The organism is Nocardioides sp. (assembly GCF_964228225.1).
In the GTDB taxonomy this organism is placed as follows: domain Bacteria; phylum Actinomycetota; class Actinomycetes; order Propionibacteriales; family Nocardioidaceae; genus Nocardioides.
Genome location: NZ_CAXQZB010000015.1, coordinates 1 through 19,067, shown reverse-complemented (window position 1 = coordinate 19,067; position 19,067 = coordinate 1). Strand labels below are relative to the sequence as shown.

At 74.0% G+C, this 19,067-nt stretch carries 19 protein-coding genes and 1 pseudogene; 9 read left to right on the top strand and 11 right to left on the bottom strand.

What is annotated here, in order from left to right:
• Positions 1 to 46: 46 nt before the first annotated feature.
• The gene (locus ACERUJ_RS03535; protein WP_370247054.1) at positions 47 to 502 is read right to left on the bottom strand and encodes a nuclear transport factor 2 family protein; all 456 of its coding nucleotides are present in this window, start codon (positions 500 to 502) and stop codon (positions 47 to 49) included.
• A 122-nt stretch (positions 503 to 624) separates the two neighbouring features.
• On the opposite strand from ACERUJ_RS03535, the gene ACERUJ_RS03530 reads away from it, so the two are divergent.
• Complete coding sequence (locus ACERUJ_RS03530; protein WP_370247053.1) at positions 625 to 1,059, top strand: hypothetical protein; 435 nt, start codon at positions 625 to 627, stop codon at positions 1,057 to 1,059.
• 31 nt (positions 1,060 to 1,090) lie between these two features.
• Here the strand turns inward: ACERUJ_RS03530 and ACERUJ_RS03525 are convergent, their stop codons facing one another.
• Entirely contained in the window at positions 1,091 to 2,479 is a 1,389-nt protein-coding gene (locus tag ACERUJ_RS03525) for a DUF2252 domain-containing protein (protein WP_370247052.1), read from the bottom strand.
• Between the two features lie 130 nt (positions 2,480 to 2,609).
• The gene (locus ACERUJ_RS03520; protein WP_370247051.1) at positions 2,610 to 3,068 is read right to left on the bottom strand and encodes an Rrf2 family transcriptional regulator; all 459 of its coding nucleotides are present in this window, start codon (positions 3,066 to 3,068) and stop codon (positions 2,610 to 2,612) included.
• A gap of 307 nt (positions 3,069 to 3,375) precedes the next feature.
• On the opposite strand from ACERUJ_RS03520, the gene ACERUJ_RS03515 reads away from it, so the two are divergent.
• Positions 3,376 to 5,244, top strand: a complete 1,869-nt coding sequence (locus ACERUJ_RS03515) for an acyl-CoA dehydrogenase (protein ID WP_370247050.1) — start codon at positions 3,376 to 3,378, stop codon at positions 5,242 to 5,244.
• Between the two features lie 49 nt (positions 5,245 to 5,293).
• Here the strand turns inward: ACERUJ_RS03515 and ACERUJ_RS03510 are convergent, their stop codons facing one another.
• Positions 5,294 to 6,232 carry a LysR family transcriptional regulator ArgP gene (locus tag ACERUJ_RS03510; protein WP_370247049.1) on the bottom strand — a complete coding sequence of 313 codons (939 nt, stop codon included), beginning with the start codon at positions 6,230 to 6,232 and terminating at the stop codon, positions 5,294 to 5,296.
• Positions 6,233 to 6,302: 70 nt separating this feature from the next.
• Between ACERUJ_RS03510 and ACERUJ_RS03505 the strand changes: the two genes are divergently transcribed.
• From ACERUJ_RS03505 to ACERUJ_RS03495, 3 genes are read left to right on the top strand one after another with little or no spacing between them, the layout of a single operon-like run.
• Entirely contained in the window at positions 6,303 to 6,902 is a 600-nt protein-coding gene (locus tag ACERUJ_RS03505; RefSeq protein WP_370247048.1) for a LysE/ArgO family amino acid transporter, read from the top strand.
• A 57-nt stretch (positions 6,903 to 6,959) separates the two neighbouring features.
• A complete protein-coding gene (locus ACERUJ_RS03500; RefSeq protein ID WP_370247047.1) occupies positions 6,960 to 7,799 on the top strand; it encodes a maleylpyruvate isomerase family mycothiol-dependent enzyme in 840 nt (279 codons plus the stop codon).
• Positions 7,796 to 8,752: an oxidoreductase gene (locus tag ACERUJ_RS03495; RefSeq protein ID WP_370247046.1), complete on the top strand. Its 957-nt coding sequence runs from the start codon at positions 7,796 to 7,798 to the stop codon at positions 8,750 to 8,752. The genes ACERUJ_RS03500 and ACERUJ_RS03495 overlap by 4 nt, the downstream gene beginning before the upstream one ends.
• 33 nt (positions 8,753 to 8,785) lie before the next feature.
• On the opposite strand, the gene ACERUJ_RS03490 is transcribed toward ACERUJ_RS03495, so the two are convergent.
• From ACERUJ_RS03490 to ACERUJ_RS03480, 3 genes are all read right to left on the bottom strand, one after another.
• Positions 8,786 to 9,580, bottom strand: coding sequence for a crotonase/enoyl-CoA hydratase family protein (locus ACERUJ_RS03490; protein WP_370247045.1), 795 nt, complete (start codon positions 9,578 to 9,580; stop codon positions 8,786 to 8,788).
• A gap of 168 nt (positions 9,581 to 9,748) precedes the next feature.
• A complete protein-coding gene (locus ACERUJ_RS03485; protein WP_370247044.1) occupies positions 9,749 to 12,070 on the bottom strand; it encodes a DUF6351 family protein in 2,322 nt (773 codons plus the stop codon).
• Positions 12,071 to 12,285: 215 nt separating this feature from the next.
• The gene (locus tag ACERUJ_RS03480; protein ID WP_370247043.1) at positions 12,286 to 13,530 is read right to left on the bottom strand and encodes an acyl-CoA dehydrogenase family protein; all 1,245 of its coding nucleotides are present in this window, start codon (positions 13,528 to 13,530) and stop codon (positions 12,286 to 12,288) included.
• 73 nt (positions 13,531 to 13,603) lie between these two features.
• Between ACERUJ_RS03480 and ACERUJ_RS03475 the strand changes: the two genes are divergently transcribed.
• Entirely contained in the window at positions 13,604 to 14,218 is a 615-nt protein-coding gene (locus ACERUJ_RS03475) for a TetR/AcrR family transcriptional regulator (protein WP_370247042.1), read from the top strand.
• Between the two features lie 22 nt (positions 14,219 to 14,240).
• Here ACERUJ_RS03475 and ACERUJ_RS03470 read toward each other — a convergent pair whose 3' ends face one another.
• The 4 genes and pseudogenes from ACERUJ_RS03470 to ACERUJ_RS03455 all read right to left on the bottom strand — a co-directional run bounded on the left by ACERUJ_RS03470 (position 14,241) and on the right by ACERUJ_RS03455 (position 17,708).
• Positions 14,241 to 15,302, bottom strand: a complete 1,062-nt coding sequence (locus tag ACERUJ_RS03470) for a phosphotransferase family protein (RefSeq protein ID WP_370247041.1) — start codon at positions 15,300 to 15,302, stop codon at positions 14,241 to 14,243.
• 142 nt (positions 15,303 to 15,444) lie between these two features.
• Positions 15,445 to 15,795: pseudogene (locus tag ACERUJ_RS03465) on the bottom strand (reverse transcriptase-like protein); the annotation flags it as partial.
• Positions 15,792 to 16,280: a zinc ribbon domain-containing protein gene (locus tag ACERUJ_RS03460; RefSeq protein WP_292606107.1), complete on the bottom strand. Its 489-nt coding sequence runs from the start codon at positions 16,278 to 16,280 to the stop codon at positions 15,792 to 15,794. The pseudogene ACERUJ_RS03465 and the gene ACERUJ_RS03460, both read right to left, overlap by 4 nt.
• 303 nt (positions 16,281 to 16,583) lie before the next feature.
• A complete protein-coding gene (locus tag ACERUJ_RS03455; protein WP_370247040.1) occupies positions 16,584 to 17,708 on the bottom strand; it encodes a YqfO family protein in 1,125 nt (374 codons plus the stop codon).
• Between the two features lie 31 nt (positions 17,709 to 17,739).
• On the opposite strand from ACERUJ_RS03455, the gene ACERUJ_RS03450 reads away from it, so the two are divergent.
• The 3 genes from ACERUJ_RS03450 to ACERUJ_RS03440 all read left to right on the top strand — a co-directional run.
• Positions 17,740 to 18,075: an antibiotic biosynthesis monooxygenase gene (locus ACERUJ_RS03450; protein ID WP_300403645.1), complete on the top strand. Its 336-nt coding sequence runs from the start codon at positions 17,740 to 17,742 to the stop codon at positions 18,073 to 18,075.
• Between the two features lie 4 nt (positions 18,076 to 18,079).
• The gene (locus tag ACERUJ_RS03445; protein WP_300388621.1) at positions 18,080 to 18,745 is read left to right on the top strand and encodes an AzlC family ABC transporter permease; all 666 of its coding nucleotides are present in this window, start codon (positions 18,080 to 18,082) and stop codon (positions 18,743 to 18,745) included.
• Between the two features lie 7 nt (positions 18,746 to 18,752).
• A partial coding sequence (locus tag ACERUJ_RS03440; protein WP_370037811.1) for an AzlD domain-containing protein occupies positions 18,753 to 19,067 on the top strand: 315 nt, incomplete at its 3' end.

Genomic DNA, 19,067 nt, shown 5'->3' with positions numbered 1-19,067 from the left:
CGGCGACGGTTTGCTCGGCCACCCGAGGAAACCGTCGCCGCAGGCGTCAGCTCGGGCCGCGGAAGGTGGCCATGGTGCGCTCGGGCTCCCAGAAGGCGCGCATGGAGAGCACCCGGCCGTCGTCGTCGACGACGTAGACCATGATCAGGTCGGTCACCGAGGAGGAGCCGTCGGGGAACGTGGTGGTGATCCGGCCGATGTTGGCGCAGGTGTTGCTGCCCGGGTTGGCGAAGGAGTCCTCGATCTCGAAGCGGAACGAGGCGATGGGGGCGATCGCCGCCTCCCAGAACGCCGCGATGCCGGCGTGCCCGCGGTGGCCCTTGCCCTCGGGATCGAACATCGAGGGACCGACCGGGTCCTCGAGCACCGCGTCCTCGGCGTAGACCGTGAGCCACTCGGCCAGATCGCCCTTGGCCACCGCGGAGTAGGAGCGCTGCGAGGCCGCGCGCGCAGGGTGGGGGTCGTTCGGGGCGTTCCAGATGATGGCGTCGGAGCTGATCATGGCCGCATCGTAGGCCCGGAGGTAGAACACGTTCTAGTCTTTGCCGCTCGTTCACCGATGCCTCACCCCGTCCACCCCGCCCGCACACCGCGGCGCCGACCGGGCCGCCCACGCTGGGCGGCATGCGGCCGCCCCGCCCCTCCCTCGTGCTGCACGTCGCCCTCGACGCCGCCAGCCGCGACCTGCTCGACGACGCCGTCACCCGCCACGCCTTCGCCCTCCTCGAGCTCGGCGTGACCCTGGCCCCCGGCCCCGACTGGACCGCGGTCAGCCCCCCGCCCCGGATGCGGGTGCTCGTGCGGTCGGGTCAGCTGCGCGGCGCCTCCCCGGCCGCCGTGCGCAGCCGGCTGGCCACGCGCCCCTCGCTGCGGGCGCGACTCGTGCTGACCGCCACCGCCCCACCGGCCGCCGGGGTCGTGGACCCCTGGCGCCGGCTCTGGGGCGAGACCCTCTGCGACGTGGTGGTGGACGACGACCCGGCGGCGCTGTGGCGCGCGTTCGGTGCCGCCGTCGGCTTCGGCACGCGCTCGCTGGCGCTGCCGGTCCGCACCGGCTGAGACCCGACCCGCCGACAGGCGGGGCGCCGGGTCAGTCCTCCTCGTACTCCACCGGGAGCACCCCGTCGTCGAGGAGCCCGCGGAACTCCGCGAAGTCGGCCTCGACCTGGGCGGCGTAGTCGACCGCGAACGTCGCGACGGCGTCGTCGAATCCCTTGGCCTCCTCCTTGTCCAGCCCCACCGAGAGGTAGCCCTCCAGCTGGCGCGGGTCGAGGGTGCGGGCGTGGGCCCGGGCGAGCAGGGCGCCGGCGAGACGGCCGTAGTCGTCGAGGTCGCTCTTGCCCAGCAGGGTGGCGTCGATGGAGCCCTTGCGGTTGCGGAACTGGCGCACGAGGTAGGGGGTGTCGCCGACCGTGGCCCAGCCGAGCAGGTGGTCGGAGACCGACTGCACCACGCGGGCGCCGAGCACGATGCGCTCGCCCTCGTGGGCCACCGGCACGGGCGGGAGGAAGGGGGCGAGCGCGGAGGGCCCGGCCTGCTTGACCTGCAGGATCAGGGCCTCGTCGCCGTTGCCCTGGAGCAGCACGACGTAGGCGCGCATGCCGACGCTGCCGGTGCCGACCACCCGCATCGCGACGTCGTGGGGGCGGTAGCGGGAGAGCAGCACCCGCGACGACGCCGGCAGGGTGTCGACGTACCCCTCCAGGCCCGCGAGCACGGCAGCCTCGACCTCGGGCTCGACCGAGCTGAGCACCGGCGGGCGGTGGTGGAAGAACCAGTCGGCGGTGTCGCGGCTGGTGATCTTGGCCGCGACCTTCTCGCTGGTGTTGCCCGCGGCCTTGGCGGCCGCGGCGGCGAAGTCGTCGTCGAGGGCGTCGGCGTCGGCGTGGTCGAACACCGACTCGTCGCTCAGCGCGGCCCACGACTCCAGGAAGGGCAGCCCCGCGAGGTGGGCGATGGTGCGGCGGTAGCTGCGGGCGGCGTCGCGCGCGGCCTTGCGGGCCGACTTCGCCGAGACCTGCTGCCCCACGCCGGCGGCGAGCACCAGGCTGGCCGCGAGGCGCTTGAGATCCCACTCCCACGGCCCGGCCACGGTCTCGTCGAAGTCGTTGAGGTCCATCACGATGCGGCCGTCGTGGCCGCCGTAGAGGCCGAAGTTGGCGGCATGGGCGTCGCCGCACAGCTGGGTGAGCAGGCCGGTGGACGGCGCCGTGGCGAGGTCGGCGGCCATCAGCCCCGCGGTGCCGCGGTAGAACGCGAACGGGCTGGCCGCCATCCGGCCGTGGCCCAGCGGCACCAGCGACTCCAGCCGGCCCTCGGCGCGGGCGGTGAGGAACTCCTGGAGCGTGAAGCCGCGCTGCCCGGCGCGCCAGCCGGCCTGGGCGGCGTGGGGCACCGCGTCGCGGCGCGCGCGGCCCTCGGCGCGGGCGTCGTCGGCGACGGCCCAACGGCTGGCGAGCGGGGTGTGGATGACCGACATCGTGGGACCTCCCGGACGGTGGTGATGTCGGATCAGTCAAGCAGGCGGCACCGACAGGGCGGCACGCCGACCGGGCAGGACCCCCGGCTCCGGCTCGGTGGGCTGCTCGGTGGGCTGCTCAGTGGCCTGCTCAGTGGGGCTGCCAGGCGTCCTCGTCGGCGGTGCGGGAGGTGACGGCCTTGGGCAGCTTGCCGTCGGCGAGCTGCTGGATCGAGACCTGCTCGAACACCTCGCGCAGCGAGCGGCGCGCGGCGATCCACACGTGCTGGAGCACGTCGGCGGAGTCGTTGTAGGTGACCGCCTCGGGCCGCAGGCCGTAGACCGAGACCAGCGGACCGTCCACGGCGCGGATGACGTCGGCGACCGAGACGTCGGTGGCCTTGCGCGCCAGACGCCAACCGCCGGACTGACCCCGCTGGGACATCACGACGCCGGCGCGGCGCAGGTCGGCGAGGATCGCCTGGAGGAAGCCGTGGGGGATCTCCTGGAGCCGACCGAGCTCCTCGGCGCTGATCGCCTTGCCGTCGGCGCGCGCGGCCATCTCGATGAGGGCCCGCAGTGCGTAGTCGGACTTGGCGGAGACGCGCATAAGGCCAGTGTTTCAGATGTTTCGGTCGAGTCGCTGCTGTGAGGCCACTTTGGGCGGCGTTTCGGGCTCGTCACGACCCGCGGAACCCTCCGGATCCGGCGCCGGCGGCCGATCGGAGAGGGACGGCGGGGGCCATCGCGGGCCCGATCCCCACCCGCAGGTGGGGTCGCATTCCGCGACGCCGCGCGGCGGGGATCACCCTTCGGATTCCTTGCGGGGGTCCCGCAAGTTACCTATCATTAAGTTACTGGCCGGTAGCCCGCACGGACGCCGCGCCCCTTCCCGAGCACATGTGAGGAACGGTTCGATGAGCCACTACCGCAGCAACCTGCGCGACATCTACTTCAACCTGTTCGAGGTCTTCGGTCGCGACGAGATCCTGGGCCAGGGCCCCTTCGCCGAGGTCGACGCCGACACGGCCCGCGAGATCCTGACCGAGATGGAGCGCCTCTCGCGCGAGGACCTCGCCGCCTCCTTCGTGGACAGCGACCGCACCCCGCCGGCCTTCGACGCCGCCACCAACACCGCCCCCGTGGGCGAGGCGTTCAAGAAGTCCTACGAGGCCTACATGGCCTCGGAGTTCTGGCGCCTGCAGATCCCGGAGTCCATCGGCGGCCAGATGGCCCCCTCCAGCCTCAACTGGGCCATGGGCGAGTTCGTGCTCGGCGCGAACCCCGCCATCTGGATGTACGCCGCCGGCCCGTCCTTCGCCGGCGTGGTGGAGCGCAACGGCACCGAGCGCGACAAGCGCATCGCCCAGATCATGGTCGAGCGCCAGTGGGGCGCCACCATGGTGCTGACCGAGCCCGACGCGGGCTCCGACGTCGGCGCCGGCCGCACCAAGGCCACCCCGAACGAGGACGGCTCCTGGAACATCACCGGGGTCAAGCGGTTCATCACCTCGGCGGAGTCGGACCTGCAGGAGAACATCATGCACCTGGTCCTCGCGCGCCCCGCGGGCGTCGAGGGCGTCGGCGGCCCCGGCACCAAGGGCCTCTCGCTGTTCCTGGTGCCCAAGTACCACTTCGACCACGAGACCGGCGAGCTCACCGGTGAGCGCAACGGCGCCTACGTGACCAACGTCGAGCACAAGATGGGTCTGAAGATCTCCAACACCTGCGAGGTCACCTTCGGCGACCCGCAGGTCGGCGGCGGCGAGCCCGCGCAGGGCTGGCTGCTCGGCGAGGTGCACGACGGCATCGCGCAGATGTTCCAGGTCATCGAGAACGCCCGCATGATGGTCGGCACCAAGGCGATCGCCACCCTCTCGACCGGCTACCTCAACGCCCTCGACTACGCCAAGCAGCGCTTCCAGGGCGCCGACCTGACCCAGTCCGGCGACAAGACCGCCCCGCGCGTCACCATCACCCACCACCCCGACGTGCGCCGCTCGCTGATGCTGCAGAAGTCGGCCGCCGAGGCCATGCGCGCGCTGGTCATGTACACCGCGACCTACCAGGACCAGATCCAGATCGCGGAGTTCGAGGGCAACCACGACGACGCCTACAAGCTGGCCCACGCCGTCAACGACCTGCTGCTGCCGATCGTGAAGGGCTACGGCTCGGAGCGCTCGTGGGTGCTGCTGGGCACCGAGTCGCTGCAGACCTTCGGCGGCTCCGGCTTCCTCCAGGACTACCCGATCGAGCAGTACGTCCGCGACGCCAAGATCGACACCCTCTACGAGGGCACCACCGCGATCCAGGGCCAGGACTTCTTCTTCCGCAAGATCGTGAAGAACCAGGGTGCCGCGCTGGGCCACATCGCCGGCGAGATCACCAAGTTCATCGAGACCGAGGCCGGCAACGGTCGCCTGAAGAACGAGCGCGCCCTGCTCGCCACGGCCCTCGACGACGCCAACGCCATGGTCGGCCACATGATCAACGACCTGATGTCGGCCCAGGACGAGATCCGCAACATCTACAAGGTGGGCCTGAACACCTCCCGCCTGCTGATGGCGCTGGGCGACGTCGTGTGCTCCTGGCTGCTGCTGCGCCAGGCCGAGGTCGCCCTGAACAAGCTCGGGGGCGACCCGGGTGCGGACAAGGCCTTCTACGAGGGCAAGGTCGCCGCCGCCCAGTTCTTCGCGCAGTACCACCTGCCGAAGCTCACCGCCGAGCGCGCGATCCTCGAGGCCACCACCCTGGACCTCATGGACCTCGACGAGGACGCCTTCTGAGGCCGAACCGCCGTCGTTCCACCCGAACACCGGCCAGGGGCCGTCCGGATCACTCCGGGCGGCCCCTGGTCGCGTCCGGGGTGGAGGAGTCCACCCGGGCCGGCGGGGCCAGCCGAGCGCCGGCCGCCGCGCGCACGGCGTCGCTGAGGCGCTCGAGGGTGGGGGTGCGCAGCCGCCAGCACTGCCAGTGCAACGGCACCTCCACGGCCCCGGCGGTGTCGAGAGCGACCAACCGGCCCGCGGCGATCTCCGGCGCCAGCTGCGGGTCGGGCACCAGTCCCCACCCGAGGCCGGCACCGATCGCGGCCACGAAATCGGCCGAGGTGGGCACCTCGTGCACGACGGCAGGCTCCGGGAGGTCCCAGCGACGCAGCAGGTCGTGCTGCAGCCGGTCCTTGGCGTTGAACACGACCATCGGCAGGTCCGCCAGCGCCCCCGCCCCCGCCCCCGCACCATCACGGTCGCGCGCCAGGGCGGGCGCGACGGCGGGGCGGTAGCGCAGCGTGCCGAGCGGCTCGACCCGGCAGCCCTGCACCGGCGTCGGGTCGGAGGTCACGGCGGCGAGCACGTCGCCGCGGCGCAGGTGGTCGGCCGACCACCCCTGGTCCTCGACCCGCAGCCGCAGCCGGACGCCGTCCCACCCGGCCACCTCGGCGAGCACCGGCCGGAACCAGGTGGCCAGGGAGTCGGCGTTCACCGCGACCGGGAGGTCGACCACCGCTCCGGGACCGGGATCGCCCAGGTGCTCGCGGGCCTCGTCATAGACCAGGGCGACCTGCCGCGCCAGCCGTACGAGCGCCTCGCCGGCCGGGGTGGCGCGGCACGGGCTGGCGCGCTCCACCAGCACGCGGCCGGTGCCGGACTCCAGGGCCCGGATGCGCTGGCTGACCGCGCTGGTGGTCACGTGCAGCTGTCGGGCGGCGGCCTCGAAGCTGCCGTGCTCGACGATCGCGGCGAGGGCGGCCAGCTGATCGGGGTGCGGCGTCATGAAGCGATGCTAAACAATGCACAGATTCCTTCGTTGGACGTAACGGTGCCCGACCCCTAGCGTCGAGGACGTGTGGTCCTCCGCGAGCGCCGGTCTCCTCACCGGCCTGAGCCTGATCGTCGCCATCGGCGCGCAGAACGCCTTCGTGCTGCGCCAGGGCCTGGCGCGCCGCCACGTCGGCCCCGTCGTCGCGGTCTGCGCGCTGTCCGACGTGGTGCTGATCGCCGCGGGCGTGGCCGGCATCGGCGTCATCGTCGAGAACGCCGGCTGGCTCGTGGACGTCGTGCGCTGGGCCGGCGTCGCGTTCCTCACCTGGTACGGCCTGGGCGCGCTGCGGCGGGCCCGCGAGGGCTCCTCGCTCGAGGCCGCCACGGGCACCGACGCCACCCGCGGGCGCGCGGTGCGCACGGCCGTGCTGCTCACCTGGCTCAACCCCCACGTCTACCTCGACACCGTGCTCCTGCTGGGCTCCATCGCCTCGAGCCAGGACTCCCGGGTGGCGTTCGCCGTGGGCGCCGGCACCGCGAGCGTGCTGTGGTTCACCGGCCTGGGGTTCGGCGCCCGCTCCGCGCACCGCCTGCTCGCCCGCCCCCGGGCCTGGCAGGTGCTCGATGTGCTCATCGGCCTCACCATGCTGGCGATCGCCCTCAGCCTGGCGCTGATGGACTGACGCCGGCCATCCGGACGGTCGGTGCGGCCAGGCGGTGATCCGATTAGGTTGCCGCTCATGGACGACGCGCACGACGTGGACGACGCCGCCCGGCTGGCCGGGTACATCGAGACCTGGTGGAGCTCGGTCACCGACCTCACCGCGCTGCTCGACGAGCTCGACGAGCAGGACTGGACCCGCCCCACCGACCTGGCCGGCTGGACCGTGCACGACGTCGCCGCGCACATCGCGCACCTGGAGAAGGTGCTGGCCGGCGACGGCGAGGAGCACGCCGAGATCGGCGACCCGCCGCCGGCCCACGTCACCAGCCTGTTCGCCCACTACACCGAGATCGGGGTGGTCAACCGGCGCACGCACGCCCCCGGCGCCGTCGTGGCCGAGATCCGCGACGCCACCGCGCGCCGCCGCGCCCAGCTGCTCGCCGACCCGCCCACCGACCCCGCGGGCGCGCCCGCGATCGTGCCCGGCGGGGTGCCGTGGACGTGGAACACGCTGCTGCGCAACCGGCCGCTGGACGTGTGGATGCACGAGCAGGACGTCCGCCGCGCGGTCGGGCGCCCCGGCGGTCTGCACACGCCGGGCGCCGACCACACCGTGAGCTACCTCGCGGAGTCCTTCGGCTATGTCGTGGCCAAGAAGGCCGGCGCACCGGCCGGCACCACCGCCGTGCTCGTCGTCGTCGGGGAGGACCCGGTGGGGGTCACGGTCACCGAGGACGGCAAGGGACGACGCCTCGACGCCCTGCCCGGTCGGCCGACGGTCGTGCTGGAGATGGACCGCGAGACCTTCATCCGGCTCGCGGGCGGGCGTGGCTCGACCGCGCACGAGCTCGTGCGGCTCGAGGGCGACCACGAGCTCGGACAGCGGATCGTCGCGGCGATGGCGACGACGCCGTGAGCGGCGCGCGCACCGCTCCCGCGTGGAGCCTGGCCGCCCTCCCGGACCAGACCGGGCGCACGATCGTCGTCACCGGCCCCAGCGTGGGCGGCCTGGGCCACTACACCGCACTCGAGCTGGCCCGGCGCGGGGCGCGCGTCGTGCTCGCAGGACGCACGCCCGCCAAGCTGGAGGAGACCGTCGCGGCCGTGCGCGGGGAGGTGCCCGACGCCGACCTGACCACCCTGCGACTCGACCTCGCCTCGCTCGCCGCGGTGCGCGAGGCCGCGGCACAGGCCGCCGACCTCGGGCCGATCCACGTGCTGATCAACAACGCCGGGGTGATGGCCACCAAGCGCACGGTCACCGCCGACGGTCTGGACCTGCAGCTGGCGACCAACCACTTCGGGCCCTTCCTGCTCACCGGCCTGCTGCTGCCCCAGCTGATCGCCGCCGCCACCGACGGCGCGCCCGCACGCGTCGTCGCCGTGGCCTCGCAGATGCACCGCATCGCGAGCAGCGCCCCGCTGGGCGACCCCACCCGACGACCGCGGCTGTACCGCAAGTGGAACACCTACGGGCAGTCCAAGCTGGCCAACCTGCTGTTCACCGCCGAGCTCGAGCGCCGCTGCGCCGCCGCCGACGTGCCGGTGCGGGCCCTCGCCGCCCACCCCGGCTTCGCCGGCACCCACCTGGCCGCCAACGGCCAGTACGGGCGCGCCAGCGGCGGCATCGCCTCGGTGCTCGACGCCGGCATCCGCGCCATCGCCCAGCCCGCGGCGGCCGGCGCCTGGCCCACCCTCATGGCCGCCACCGACGACCTGCCCGGCGGCACCTACGTGGGCCCGTCCGGACTCGCGGAGTTCTCCGGCGTCCCCCAGGTCACCACGGGCAACCGGATCGCCCGCGACCCCGACGCCGCCCGCCGGCTGTGGGAGATCAGCGAGCGGACCACCGGCCTCCGCTACCCCTGACACCCCGCCGGGTCACCGCCGGGGGTCGTCCGCTCAGCGCTGACGCGGGCCGTACTCGGGGGTCTGCTTGCTGAAGGCGGCGGCGCGGGCGGCCTTGGTGTTGGCGCCGAAGAGCAACCAGGCCTGCTCGATGCGCTCGCGGGCGAAGGTGCGACGCGCCGACGCCGTCCAGGTGTCCTCGAAGAGCCGCTTGGCGGCCGCGAGCTGGTCGGGCGAGCGACCCTTGAGCTGCTCGGCGAAGCGGAGGGCGGCGGCCACCGGGTCGGCGTCGAGCTCGGTGACCAGCCCGAGGTCGCGGGCCTCCTTGCCCGAGAGGACCTCGGCGGTCATCGTGAGCCGCTTGGCGGTGTCGAGACCGACCTGCTGGGCCAGCGACCGGATGCCGGTCATGTCGGGGATGATGCCCCACTTGGCCTCCAGCACCGACCACTGGGAGTCGGGGGTGGCGATCCGGAAGTCGGCGGCCATCGCGATCTGCAGCCCGCCCCCGAGGCAGTGCCCGTGCACCGCCGCGATCACCGGCACCGGCAGCCGCCGCCAGGCCCAGCAGGCCTCCTGGAACCGGTTGGTGCCGCGCAGGGGGTTCGGCACGAACGACGTCACGATCCGGCGGGGCTGCTTGAGCACGGAGCCGAAGTCGAGGCCGGCGCAGAACGCGTCACCCTCCCCGGCCAGCACGACGGCGCGCAGGTGCTTGTCGCGCCGCAGCGTGCGGGCGGTGGCCGCGAGGTCGTCGAGGATCTGCAGCGTCAGCGCGTTCAGCTTCTCCGGCCGGTCCAGCCGCACCTGGGCGATGCCGTCCTCGATCGTGCACGTCACGTGGCTCATGCCACCCGATCCTACCCGCGGGTAACCACCGCCGGAAGCCCCGCCTCCACCGGCCCGCGGTGGTCGCCGGGGGTGCGTCGCAACGAGCGAAACTGGCAGACGACCGGGTCCCTCGGGACGCAGTGCCTGCCAATTTCGCTAGTTGCGACGGAGAACGGCGACCACGGATCAGCGGCGGACGAGGTCGGCCCAGACACCTCCGGCCCAGCCCGAGGCCTGGCCCCGAGCGACGCCGGGCAGCTCGCGGCCGCCGTAGACGACGTCGCCGTCGGCGTCGCTGTAGCCCAGCCAGGTGCGGGCCTGGGACTGGCCGATGCCCCGGCGGGAGAAGTCGCACACGCCGTCGGGGAAGATCCGCTGCAGGGTGCGCCACTGGTCGTCGGTGAAGGGGATCAACTGGTCGTAGTCGGCGCGGCGCAGGGGCTTGAGGCGACAGGCGAGGACGTCGTTGGTGGTCGGGCCGCCGGCCTGCTCGCGCGGGGTCGAGAGCCGCAGGCGGAGCCGCTCGGGCTGCACGCACCGCGTCCGGCCGTCGCGCTCGACCTCGAGGATGCCGGGGATGTTGGAGCAGCGGTCGGTGAGGTTCGCGGGGCGGTCCTGCACCACCTTGCGCGCCAGCGGGACGTCGCGCCGGTCGACCTCGATCCGGCTCAGCCAGCGGTCCATCTCGAACAGCGCCTCGACGGCCCAGCGCGGGTCGCCGATCAGCGGCACCAGCCCGAACCACATCACGCGGTTGTCGGTGTGGCCCTGCGCGCGGCGCAGCCGCTCCTGGGTCCAGAAGGTGTGGGCGGTGTCGTGGGCCGCGCCCGGGTCGGGGCCGCCGTGGTCGATGATCGCGACCTCGGAGAGTCCGCCGGCCTCGTTGATCAGCCCGGTGCGGTAGGCGTTGCGCACCGAGGCGACGTCGCCGACGGTGCGGGCGCGGGTGCGGCGCTCGTCGACGTCGAGCCCGCCGATCGCGGCGTTGAGGTCCACGAACTGCGCGGGCGTGATGAGGCCGGAGCGCAGCTGCTTGAGGCCGTACTGCAGCCCGGCGTTGCCGAACGGGATGCCGCCGAAGCCGCGCCCGACCTGCTTCTCCTCGGGCCCCCACGCCGAGCGGGGCCGCGGCGCGAGGGGGTTGATCAGCAGGTCGAGCACCGAGCAGCGCACGCCGCCGGGGTTGATCCGGGAGTCGTAGCGGGTGCGCGTGTCGCCCCGCTTCGGCGCGGTGGTGCCGGGGCAGGGGTGCTCGGGGTCCAAGGCGGCCTTGAACAGGCCCTCGTCGGCGACGATGCCGTTGACGATGCTGAGGTGGCCCTCGACGGCGGCCATCTGCTCCTGGGTCCACACCACCCCGGTGCCCCAGCGCTGCGGGCGCTCGAAGTACCCGCGCAGCAGGTGGTAGTCGGCGAACTGCGCGCCGGCGGTGAAGGTGTCGGGGTAGGAGCAGGTGGTCACCAGCCCCTGGTAGACGCCGGGGTAGGCGTTGGCCACGGTGTACTGCGCGATCGAGCCGCCCGAGCAGCCGGTGCCGATGGTGTAGCGCAGCCGGCCGTACTGCTCGACGAACCGCTCCTTGGCCAGCACCAGCGACTCGGCGTTGACCACCGGGTTGCAGTGGTGACCGGTGTTCGCCAGCGCCGTGGCCATGACGCCGAAGCCCTTGCTCAGGGCGGCGACATAGGACTCCTGAAGTCCTGGGATCGCCACGGGGATCGTGCCGGAGAAGTCGCCGGTGGGCGGATCGGCGGGGGTGTAGGACGCCCCGCACCCGCCGCCGTGAGTGATCAGCAGCTTGCGGTTGAACTGCGACGGCGGCGCGAACGGGTCCCACGCGCGCCCCGGGCGCCACAGCACGAAGATCGTGTACCGGTCGCGCAGGGCGTAGCCGGTCTCCTTGCGCACGATGAACGGCACCCGCACGCCCTCGTCGGTCGTGGTCGTGGCGACGTCGGAGGGCGGGTTCTTCTCGTCGTAGGGCAGCAGGCCCGGGCGCAGCGGGTTGGAGGAGGCGTAGAGCAGGCGATAGCGCGCCGGCTCGCTGCACCCGCGGTCGCGCGCCGTCGGCTGGCAGCGGTAGTAGGTCGACTGCGGCCCCGAGAACACCGGCCCGCTCGTGTCGTGGTTCACCACCGCGAGGGTCCCGCTGCGCCCGGGGGCCGTCGCGGTGATGGTGGTGGCCCCCGGCCGCAGCCCGGACACCAGGCCCTCGAAGGCGCCGCCGCGCCGCACCGCGAAGGCGTCGGTGACGTCGCGGTTCCCGGCGGTCACCCGCACCTCGCGCGGCCGGACGCCGTCGGGCAGCACGATCTCGACCCGCACGTCGCCGTCGGTCACGAGGTCGGGCCGGGTGGAGACCGCGAGGATCCGCAGGCCCTCTGCCGGCGCGGCGCCGGCTCCGGGCAGGAGCCCCGCCCCGCCCGGCGTGAGCAGCAGGGGCAGCAGCGGCAGCGCCACCACCAGCGCGAGGAGGGCGAGCGGGCCGCGTCGGAGCGGCCGGCGCACGCCGGGAGTGTCGGAGGTCACAGCGGTCACAAGGGCGCATCATGCGCAGGCGAGCGCCCGCGGCGCGATACCCCCGGCCGGATCGCGACGCTCACGGCGCTCGCCGTGGGACGTCGCACCAAGCATCCGGCAGGCGTTCCCGGGCCGAACGCCTGCGGAATGCTTGGGACGACGTCCCACCGGCGACCCCGGTCGACGGCAGGGGGAGGGAGGGGTCAGCCGGTGAGGTCGCGGCCGAGCAGGCGGCGGGCGACGATCCAGTGCTGCAGCTCGTTGGCGCCCTCGAAGATCTCCAGGATCTTGGCGTCGCGGTACATCTCCTCCAGTCGCACCGACTCCCCGGTCTCCCCGACCTGGCGGGCGAAGCCGAGGGCGCCGTGGATCTGGATGGCCTCGCGCACGAGGTCGTTGGCCAGCCGGGTGCCGTAGGCCTTGGCCATGGCGGCCTCGGGCTCGGCGGTGTCGTCGCCGGCGTCGAGGAGCATCGCGGCCTTCTGGTAGAGCGAGCGGGCGCACTCGATCTCGGTGGCGCGCTGGGCCATCACGAACTGCCAGTGCTGCATCGCGCCCAGCGGACGCCCGAAGACCTCCCGGGTCTGCAGCCGGTGCACGGCGAGGTCGAGCGCGGCCTGGGCCACCCCGACGCCGGCCGCGCCGATGCCGATCCGCCCGCGCACCAGCGAGGACAGCGCGACCGCCATCCCGCGCCCGGGCTCCCCGAGCACGTGGGCGCGGGGCACATGCACGTCGACGAGCTCGATGTCGGCGGTGATCTGGCCGCGGTGCCCCATCTTCAGGTCGGGGGTGCCGATGCGCACGCCCGGTGAGCGGAGGTCGATCAGCAGCATGTGGGCACGGTTCCCCTCCCGTCCCGCCCGCACCAGGATCGAGACCCAGCCGGCCACGACGCTGTTGGTGATCCACCGCTTGCGGCCGTTGACGACGTAGCCGTCGGGGGTCTCCTCGGCCCAGGTGCTCAGCCGGGCGGCGGTGAGGTCGGAGGAGGTGTCGGGCTCGGTGGTGGCGAAGGAGAACGCGGTCGCCCCGCTCACGAGCTCGGGGATCAGCCGCTCGCGCAGCTCGGGGCGCGCGTGGCGCAGTGTGGCGGGCACGAGGATGCACTGGCCGTCGTAGACGCCGGCGATCGAGGAGGACTCGTAGGCGATCTCCTCGGTCACCGTGCAGGCCGCGAGCATCGGGTACTCGTAGCCGCCCCCGTACTCGGGGCCGAACGGCACCGCGAACAGCCCGTCGGAGGCGAGCCCGCGGAAGGCCTCCCACGGGAAGGTGTCGGCCGACTCCTCGCGGGTGCCGATCTCGCGCGCCACCGGCGCGAGGTGGCGGGCCACGGAGTCGCGGGCGCGGGCGCGCAGCGCCACGGTCTCCTTCGGCAGCAGCAGGTCGTGGGTCATCCGGTCCTGCGTGCGCGGCACGGCGGTCACGGTGGTCGCGGTGGTCATCGCGGCTCCTTTTCGAACGATCGTCCGAATCACGATAATCGAACGGACGTCCGAGACGCCATAGGCTGAGGCCGTGATCTCCCCCGAGCCCGCCACCGCCGACGCCGGAACCGGCACGAAGGCCGCCCGCACGCGGCGTCGGATCCTGGAGGTCGCGGCGGTCGAGTTCGCCGCCCACGGCTACGGCGGCGCGAGCCTGCGGCGGATCGCCGCCGCGGCGGGCCTGCAGGTCGGCAGCCTCTACTTCCACTTCCGCACCAAAGACGAGCTGGTGGCCAGCGTGCTCGCCGACGGCGTCGACTCCGCCCGCGCCGCCCTGGAGGCGGCACTGGAGCGGGTGCCGCCCGACGCCGACGCCGCCACGCGGCTGCGCGCGGCCCTGCGCGGTCACCTCGACGCGCTGCACGCCTCCGACGTGCGGGCGGCCGCCGTGGTCCGCATGGTCGAGACGCTACCGCCCGAGCTCCGCGCTGCCCACGTCACCGCCGAACGGCGGTTCGGCCTGGTGTGGTCCCGCGAGCTCGAGCGCGGTCGTCGCGACGGCGTCGTGCGCAGCGACGTCGACGCCCGCACGCTGCGCGACCTGCTGGTGGGCGCCCTCAACAGCACCTCCACCACCAGCCCCGCCGCGCGGCGCGACCTCGACACCGTGGTGGAGACGCTCGCGGCGCTGCTCGCGCCCCGCTGAGCGCCCCGCATCACGGCCGGGCTCAGCCGAGCAGCTCGACGGTGCGCTCGAGGAACACCGGCACCGCGTCGGCGGCGGCCTCGTGCCCCTGGCCCCCGCGCGCACGGTGCCGGTGGGCGATGCCGGCGGCGATGATCGCGATCTTGTACGCCGCGAGCGCCAGGTGCTGGTCCCAGTCGACCAGCTCGACGCCGCCCGCCTCGCCGTAGGCGGCCGCCAGGTCCGCCGACGACGGCATCCGCGGCGAGGTCCAGGCGGCGTCGGCGATCAGCAGCGCGAACGCCGGGTCGCGGTAGGTCACCATCATCGCGACGTCGGCCACCGGGTCGCCGAGCGTCGAGAGCTCCCAGTCCACGACGGCGGCCACGCGCGGCAGCACGGCCGGCTCCTGCTCCGCACCGGCACCGGCACCGGGTGCATGGGGGGCGACGGCGAGCAGGGTGTTGTCGATGCGGTAGTCGCCGTGCACGATGCCGGTGGCCGCCTGGCGCGGCAGCGCGGCTCCGAGCCGGGCGACGGCGCGGGCGTGGAGGTCGTCGTGGTCCGAGGTGCCGACGTGCTCCCACTGCCCCGACCAGCGGCGCAGCTGGCGGGCGGCGTACCCGTCGGGGCGCCCGAAGCCCTCCAGCCCGATCGCCAGCGGGTCCACCCGGTGCAGCTGCGCGAGGGTGGCGGCCAGCGCGGCGACGACGTCGCGCAGGTGGGCGTCGACGGGGATCCGCGCGGCGAGGTCGGCCTCGGTGCGGATCGTGGCCCCGGCGACGTGGTCGACGACGGTGTAGGGCCCGCCGAGCAGCGCGTCGGCGGCCTCGCCCGTGCCGACCAGGCGGACGGCGGCGACCGGCACGTCGGTGGCGGCGAGGGCCCCGGCCACCCGCGCCTCGCGGGCGACGTCGTGGGCCGAGGGGGTGCGGCCCACCCGGGGTGGCATCCGCAGCACCCAGTCGTGCACGCCGTCGCCCAGGCGCAGGGTGAGGTTGGAGCGACCCCCGGAGATGAGCGAGGCGTGCAGCGGACCGGCCACCGGCACCCCGGCGGCGGCCAGCGCGGTCGCGAGGCCGGCGAGCTCGGCCTCGGTGAGCACCGACTCCCCCGTCGGCTGCCCCGTCGGCTGCCCCGCCGGCGGCGCTCCCCACCGGACCCGGAGCGACCTCGTCGCCGTCCATCGCCCGGTTGGCCAGGGCATCGGCATCGGCGTTCTCGGCGCGTGGGATCCAGGTGAAGGTGGTGCCCGCGGGAGCGAGGTCGCTGGCCTCGGCGTGCAGCGGCTGCAGGCCGGGGTGCTTGACCTTCCAGGCGCCCTTCATCTGCTCCACGACCAGCTTGGAGTCCATCCGGACCTCGATCCGCGCACCCGGCGCGTGGTCGAGCGCGAGCCGCAGACCGGCGATGAGACCGGCGTACTCGGCGACGTTGTTGGTCGCCTCCCCGATCGCCACCGCCGCCTCGGCGAGGACCTCCCCGGTGGCGGCGTCGCGCACCAGCGCGCCGTAGCCGGCCGGACCCGGGTTGCCGCGCGAGCCGCCGTCGGCCTCGACGACGACGGTGTCCGGGGCTGCCTCGGAAGTTGGGGTCACAGGCCGGACTCGGAGGTGCGGACGAGGATCCGCGAGCACTCCTCGCAGCGCACGACCTCGTCGGCCGGGGCGGCCTTGATGGCGGCGAGCTCGGCGGCGTCGATGCCGAGCTGGCATCCGCCGCAGCGGCGCTGGGTCAGGTGCGAGACGGCCAGGCCGCCCTTGGACTCGCGCAGCTTCTCGTAGAGCGCGAGCAGGTCGGCGGGCAGTCCCTCGACCGCGGGACCCCGGCGGGTGGCCAGCTCGGCGAGCTCGGCGTCGATCTCGGCGAACCGGGCATCACGCGCGGCCGCGAGCTCGGCGAGCCGGGTGTCGGCGGCGCCGATGCGGTCGTTGACCGAGGAGAGCATCCCCTGGGCGGCCTCGAGCCGCTCCATGACCTCGAGCTCCTCGTCCTCCAGCGTGGAGATGCGGCGCTCGAGCGACTCGAGCTCGCCGGTCATCCGCTCGAGGTCCTTGGGGTTGGTGATGAGGCCGGCGTCCATCCGCTCCCGGTCGCGGGTGCGGCGTGCCTTGACGGTCTCGACGTCGGCGTCGACCTTCTCCTGCTCGACGGTCAGGTCGTCGACGACGATCTTGGCGTCGCGGGCCTCGTCGACCAGGGCGGCGCGGCTGCGCTCGAGCTCGGCGATCTCGGCCAGCTCGGGCAGCGTGCGGCGCTGGTGGTGCAGCTGCTGGGCCCGGGAGTCGAGCTCCTGGACGTCGAGCAGCCGGAGCTGGGCGGCGGGGTCGGCTTTCAGCGTGACTCCTGGGTGTCGTGGTGGATCAGAGGCGGGTTCAGGGGCGGGTCAGAGGCGGTGCGTCCACGCGTCGGTGGAGCGCGTGCTGACCCGCACCTCCACCGTATCGCCCAGCGCCCCCTCCAGCCGCCTCGCCAGCACCGGCAGCCAGGTCCACTCCGCGGCCCAGTGGGCGACGTCGACCAGGGCGGGACCCTCGTGCTCGAGGAACTCCGTCGCCGGGTGGTGGCGCAGGTCGCTCGTGACGTAGACATCGGCGTCGGTGCCGCGCACGGTGTCGAGCAGGAAGTCGCCCGCTCCCCCGCACAGCGCCACGCGGCGTACGGGACGGTCGAGGTCGCCGGCGACCCGCACGCCGTGGGCGGTGCCCGGCAGCGCCTCCACGACCCGCTCGGCGAAGGCGCGGAGGGTGGTCGGCTCCACGTCGCCGATGCGACCGGTGCCGGTGGTCCCGATCCGCGGGTCGGCCAGCTCGAGCACGTCGTAGGCGGGCTCCTCGTAGGGGTGCGCGGCCAGCATCGCCCGCACGACGTGGGCCCGCCGACCGCGCGGGAAGACCACCTCGATCCGCACCTCGTCGACGCGCTCGGCCTCGCCCACGGAGCCGATCGTCGGGTCGGCGCCGGGCAGCGGACGGAAGCGCCCCTCCCCGGCGACCGTGAACGAGGCGTGGTCGTAGTCGCCGATCTCACCCGCGCCGGCACCGGCCAGCGCCGCGCGCATCCCGTCGGCGTCGGCGGCCGGCACCATCACGCCCAGCTTGTCGACGGCCGGCAGCGGTGCCGGGAGGATCGGCCGCGCGTCACGCAGCCCCAGGGCCAGGGCCATCGCCTCGGACACGCCGCCCTCGGCCTGGTCGGCGTTGGTGTGGGCGGCCAGCAGCGCGCAGCCCGCCCCCGCGAGCGTCATGGACGTGCGGCCCTTGGGGGTCTGGCTCGTGAAGCCGTGCACGCCCTTGAGGTAGAGCGGGTGGTGGGTCAGCAGCAGGTCGGCGTCCCAGTCCGCGGCCTCCTGCGCCACGACCGGTGCGGGATCCACGGCGAGCAGGATCCGGCGTACGGGCTGGTCGAGGTCGCCGTGCACGAGACCGACCCGGTCCCAGCCCTCAGCGGTGCCGGGCGGGTACCACCCGTGCACCAGGTCGACGACGGATCGCAGCGTGGGCTCGGCCATGGCGGCGAGGGTAGCGGCCTAGGCTCGCCGCATGTCCGCCCAGAACTCAGTCGTGAAGATCAACGCCATCACCGTGCCGCCGCAGGCGGGCCCCGAGCTGGAGAAGCGGTTCGCCGCCCGTGCCCACACCGTCGACGGCGCCGACGGCTTCCTCGGCTTCCAGCTGCTGCGGCCCGTCGCCGGCGACGACCGCTACTTCGTCGTCACGCACTGGCGCGACGAGGAGTCGTTCGCCGCCTGGCGCGACGGCGACGCCCGCGCGGCCCACGCGGGCCCGGCGGGTGCCGAGGGCGAGCAGCGCAAGCCGGTCTCCAGCGGCGCGGACCTGCTGGAGTTCGAGGTCGTGCTCGACGTCAAGCCCTCCTGACGGAGTGGAGCACCGCGCCTCCTTCCGCCGGGGCCTGCGGCTGGGGCTCCCCTTCGCGGCGGTCGGGTTCTTCCTCAGCGTCTCCTTCGGGGTGCTGGCTCGACAGGCGGGGTTCAGCGTCGCCCAGGCCAGCGTCACCGCGATGATCGTGTTCGCCGGCTCCGCACAGTTCGCCGCGCTGTCCGTCGTCACCGCTGGTGGCGGCATCCCCGCGGCCCTGACCGCGGGGAGCCTGATGAACGCCCGGTTCCTGGCCATGGGCATCGCCCTGGCGCCGTCGCTGCCCGGTGGCCCGTGGCGACGCGCGGCGCAGGGGCAGACCGTCGTGGACTCCTCGTGGGCGCTCGCCCATCGTGGTGACGGCACCTTCGACCGGTGGTTGCTGTTCGGCACGACGCTCCCGCAGTACGTCGCGTGGACGCTCGGGTCCGTCGTCGGCGCGGTCTCGGGCGACCTGCTCGGTGACACCGACCGACTCGGGCTGGACGCGATCTACCCGGTCTTCTTCCTGTCGTTGCTGATCGCGGAGCTGCGGGACCGCACGTCGCGCCTGGTCGCCCTCACCGGCGCTCTGGTCGCGCTGGCCCTCGTACCGCTCGCGCCACCGGGCATCCCGATCCTGGCCGCCAGCGCCGTCGCGCTCGTCGGTGTGGTGCGGAGGGCCGGGTGAGGCACGGGTGACGTTGACCTACGCGCAGGTCTGGTGGCTCATCCTCGGCCTCGCCGCCCTGACCGCGCTCATCAAGGCGGCCGGCCCGGTGCTCCTGGGTGGCCGGGCGCTGCCGGCACCGGTGACGCGGGTGATCGTCCTCATGGCGCCGACCCTCCTCAGCGCGCTCGTGGTCACCTCGGTGCTGGCCGCCGGCCGGTCGTGGTCGGTGGGGGCGCACACCGTGGGGGTCGCCGTGGCGGCGCTGATGCTGTGGCGCAGGTGCCCGCTCGTGCTGAGCGTGCTCGTCGCCGTGCTCGTCACCGCCGGGCTCCGCGCGCTG

Bases quoted from the DNA above. Each gene is read 5' to 3' on its own strand.
- ACERUJ_RS03535 (WP_370247054.1), bottom strand. From the start codon at position 502: ATGATCAGCTCCGACGCCATCATCTGGAACGCCCCGAACGACCCCCAC.
- ACERUJ_RS03460 (WP_292606107.1), bottom strand. From the start codon at position 16,280: ATGGACGCCGGCCTCATCACCAACCCCAAGGACCTCGAGCGGATGACC.
- ACERUJ_RS03525 (WP_370247052.1), bottom strand. From the start codon at position 2,479: ATGTCGGTCATCCACACCCCGCTCGCCAGCCGTTGGGCCGTCGCCGAC.
- ACERUJ_RS03450 (WP_300403645.1), top strand. From the start codon at position 17,740: ATGTCCGCCCAGAACTCAGTCGTGAAGATCAACGCCATCACCGTGCCG.
- ACERUJ_RS03515 (WP_370247050.1), top strand. From the start codon at position 3,376: ATGAGCCACTACCGCAGCAACCTGCGCGACATCTACTTCAACCTGTTC.
- ACERUJ_RS03530 (WP_370247053.1), top strand. From the start codon at position 625: ATGCGGCCGCCCCGCCCCTCCCTCGTGCTGCACGTCGCCCTCGACGCC.
- ACERUJ_RS03480 (WP_370247043.1), bottom strand. From the start codon at position 13,530: ATGACCACCGCGACCACCGTGACCGCCGTGCCGCGCACGCAGGACCGG.
- ACERUJ_RS03500 (WP_370247047.1), top strand. From the start codon at position 6,960: ATGGACGACGCGCACGACGTGGACGACGCCGCCCGGCTGGCCGGGTAC.
- ACERUJ_RS03455 (WP_370247040.1), bottom strand. From the start codon at position 17,708: ATGGCCGAGCCCACGCTGCGATCCGTCGTCGACCTGGTGCACGGGTGG.
- ACERUJ_RS03520 (WP_370247051.1), bottom strand. From the start codon at position 3,068: ATGCGCGTCTCCGCCAAGTCCGACTACGCACTGCGGGCCCTCATCGAG.
- ACERUJ_RS03490 (WP_370247045.1), bottom strand. From the start codon at position 9,580: ATGAGCCACGTGACGTGCACGATCGAGGACGGCATCGCCCAGGTGCGG.
- ACERUJ_RS03510 (WP_370247049.1), bottom strand. From the start codon at position 6,232: ATGACGCCGCACCCCGATCAGCTGGCCGCCCTCGCCGCGATCGTCGAG.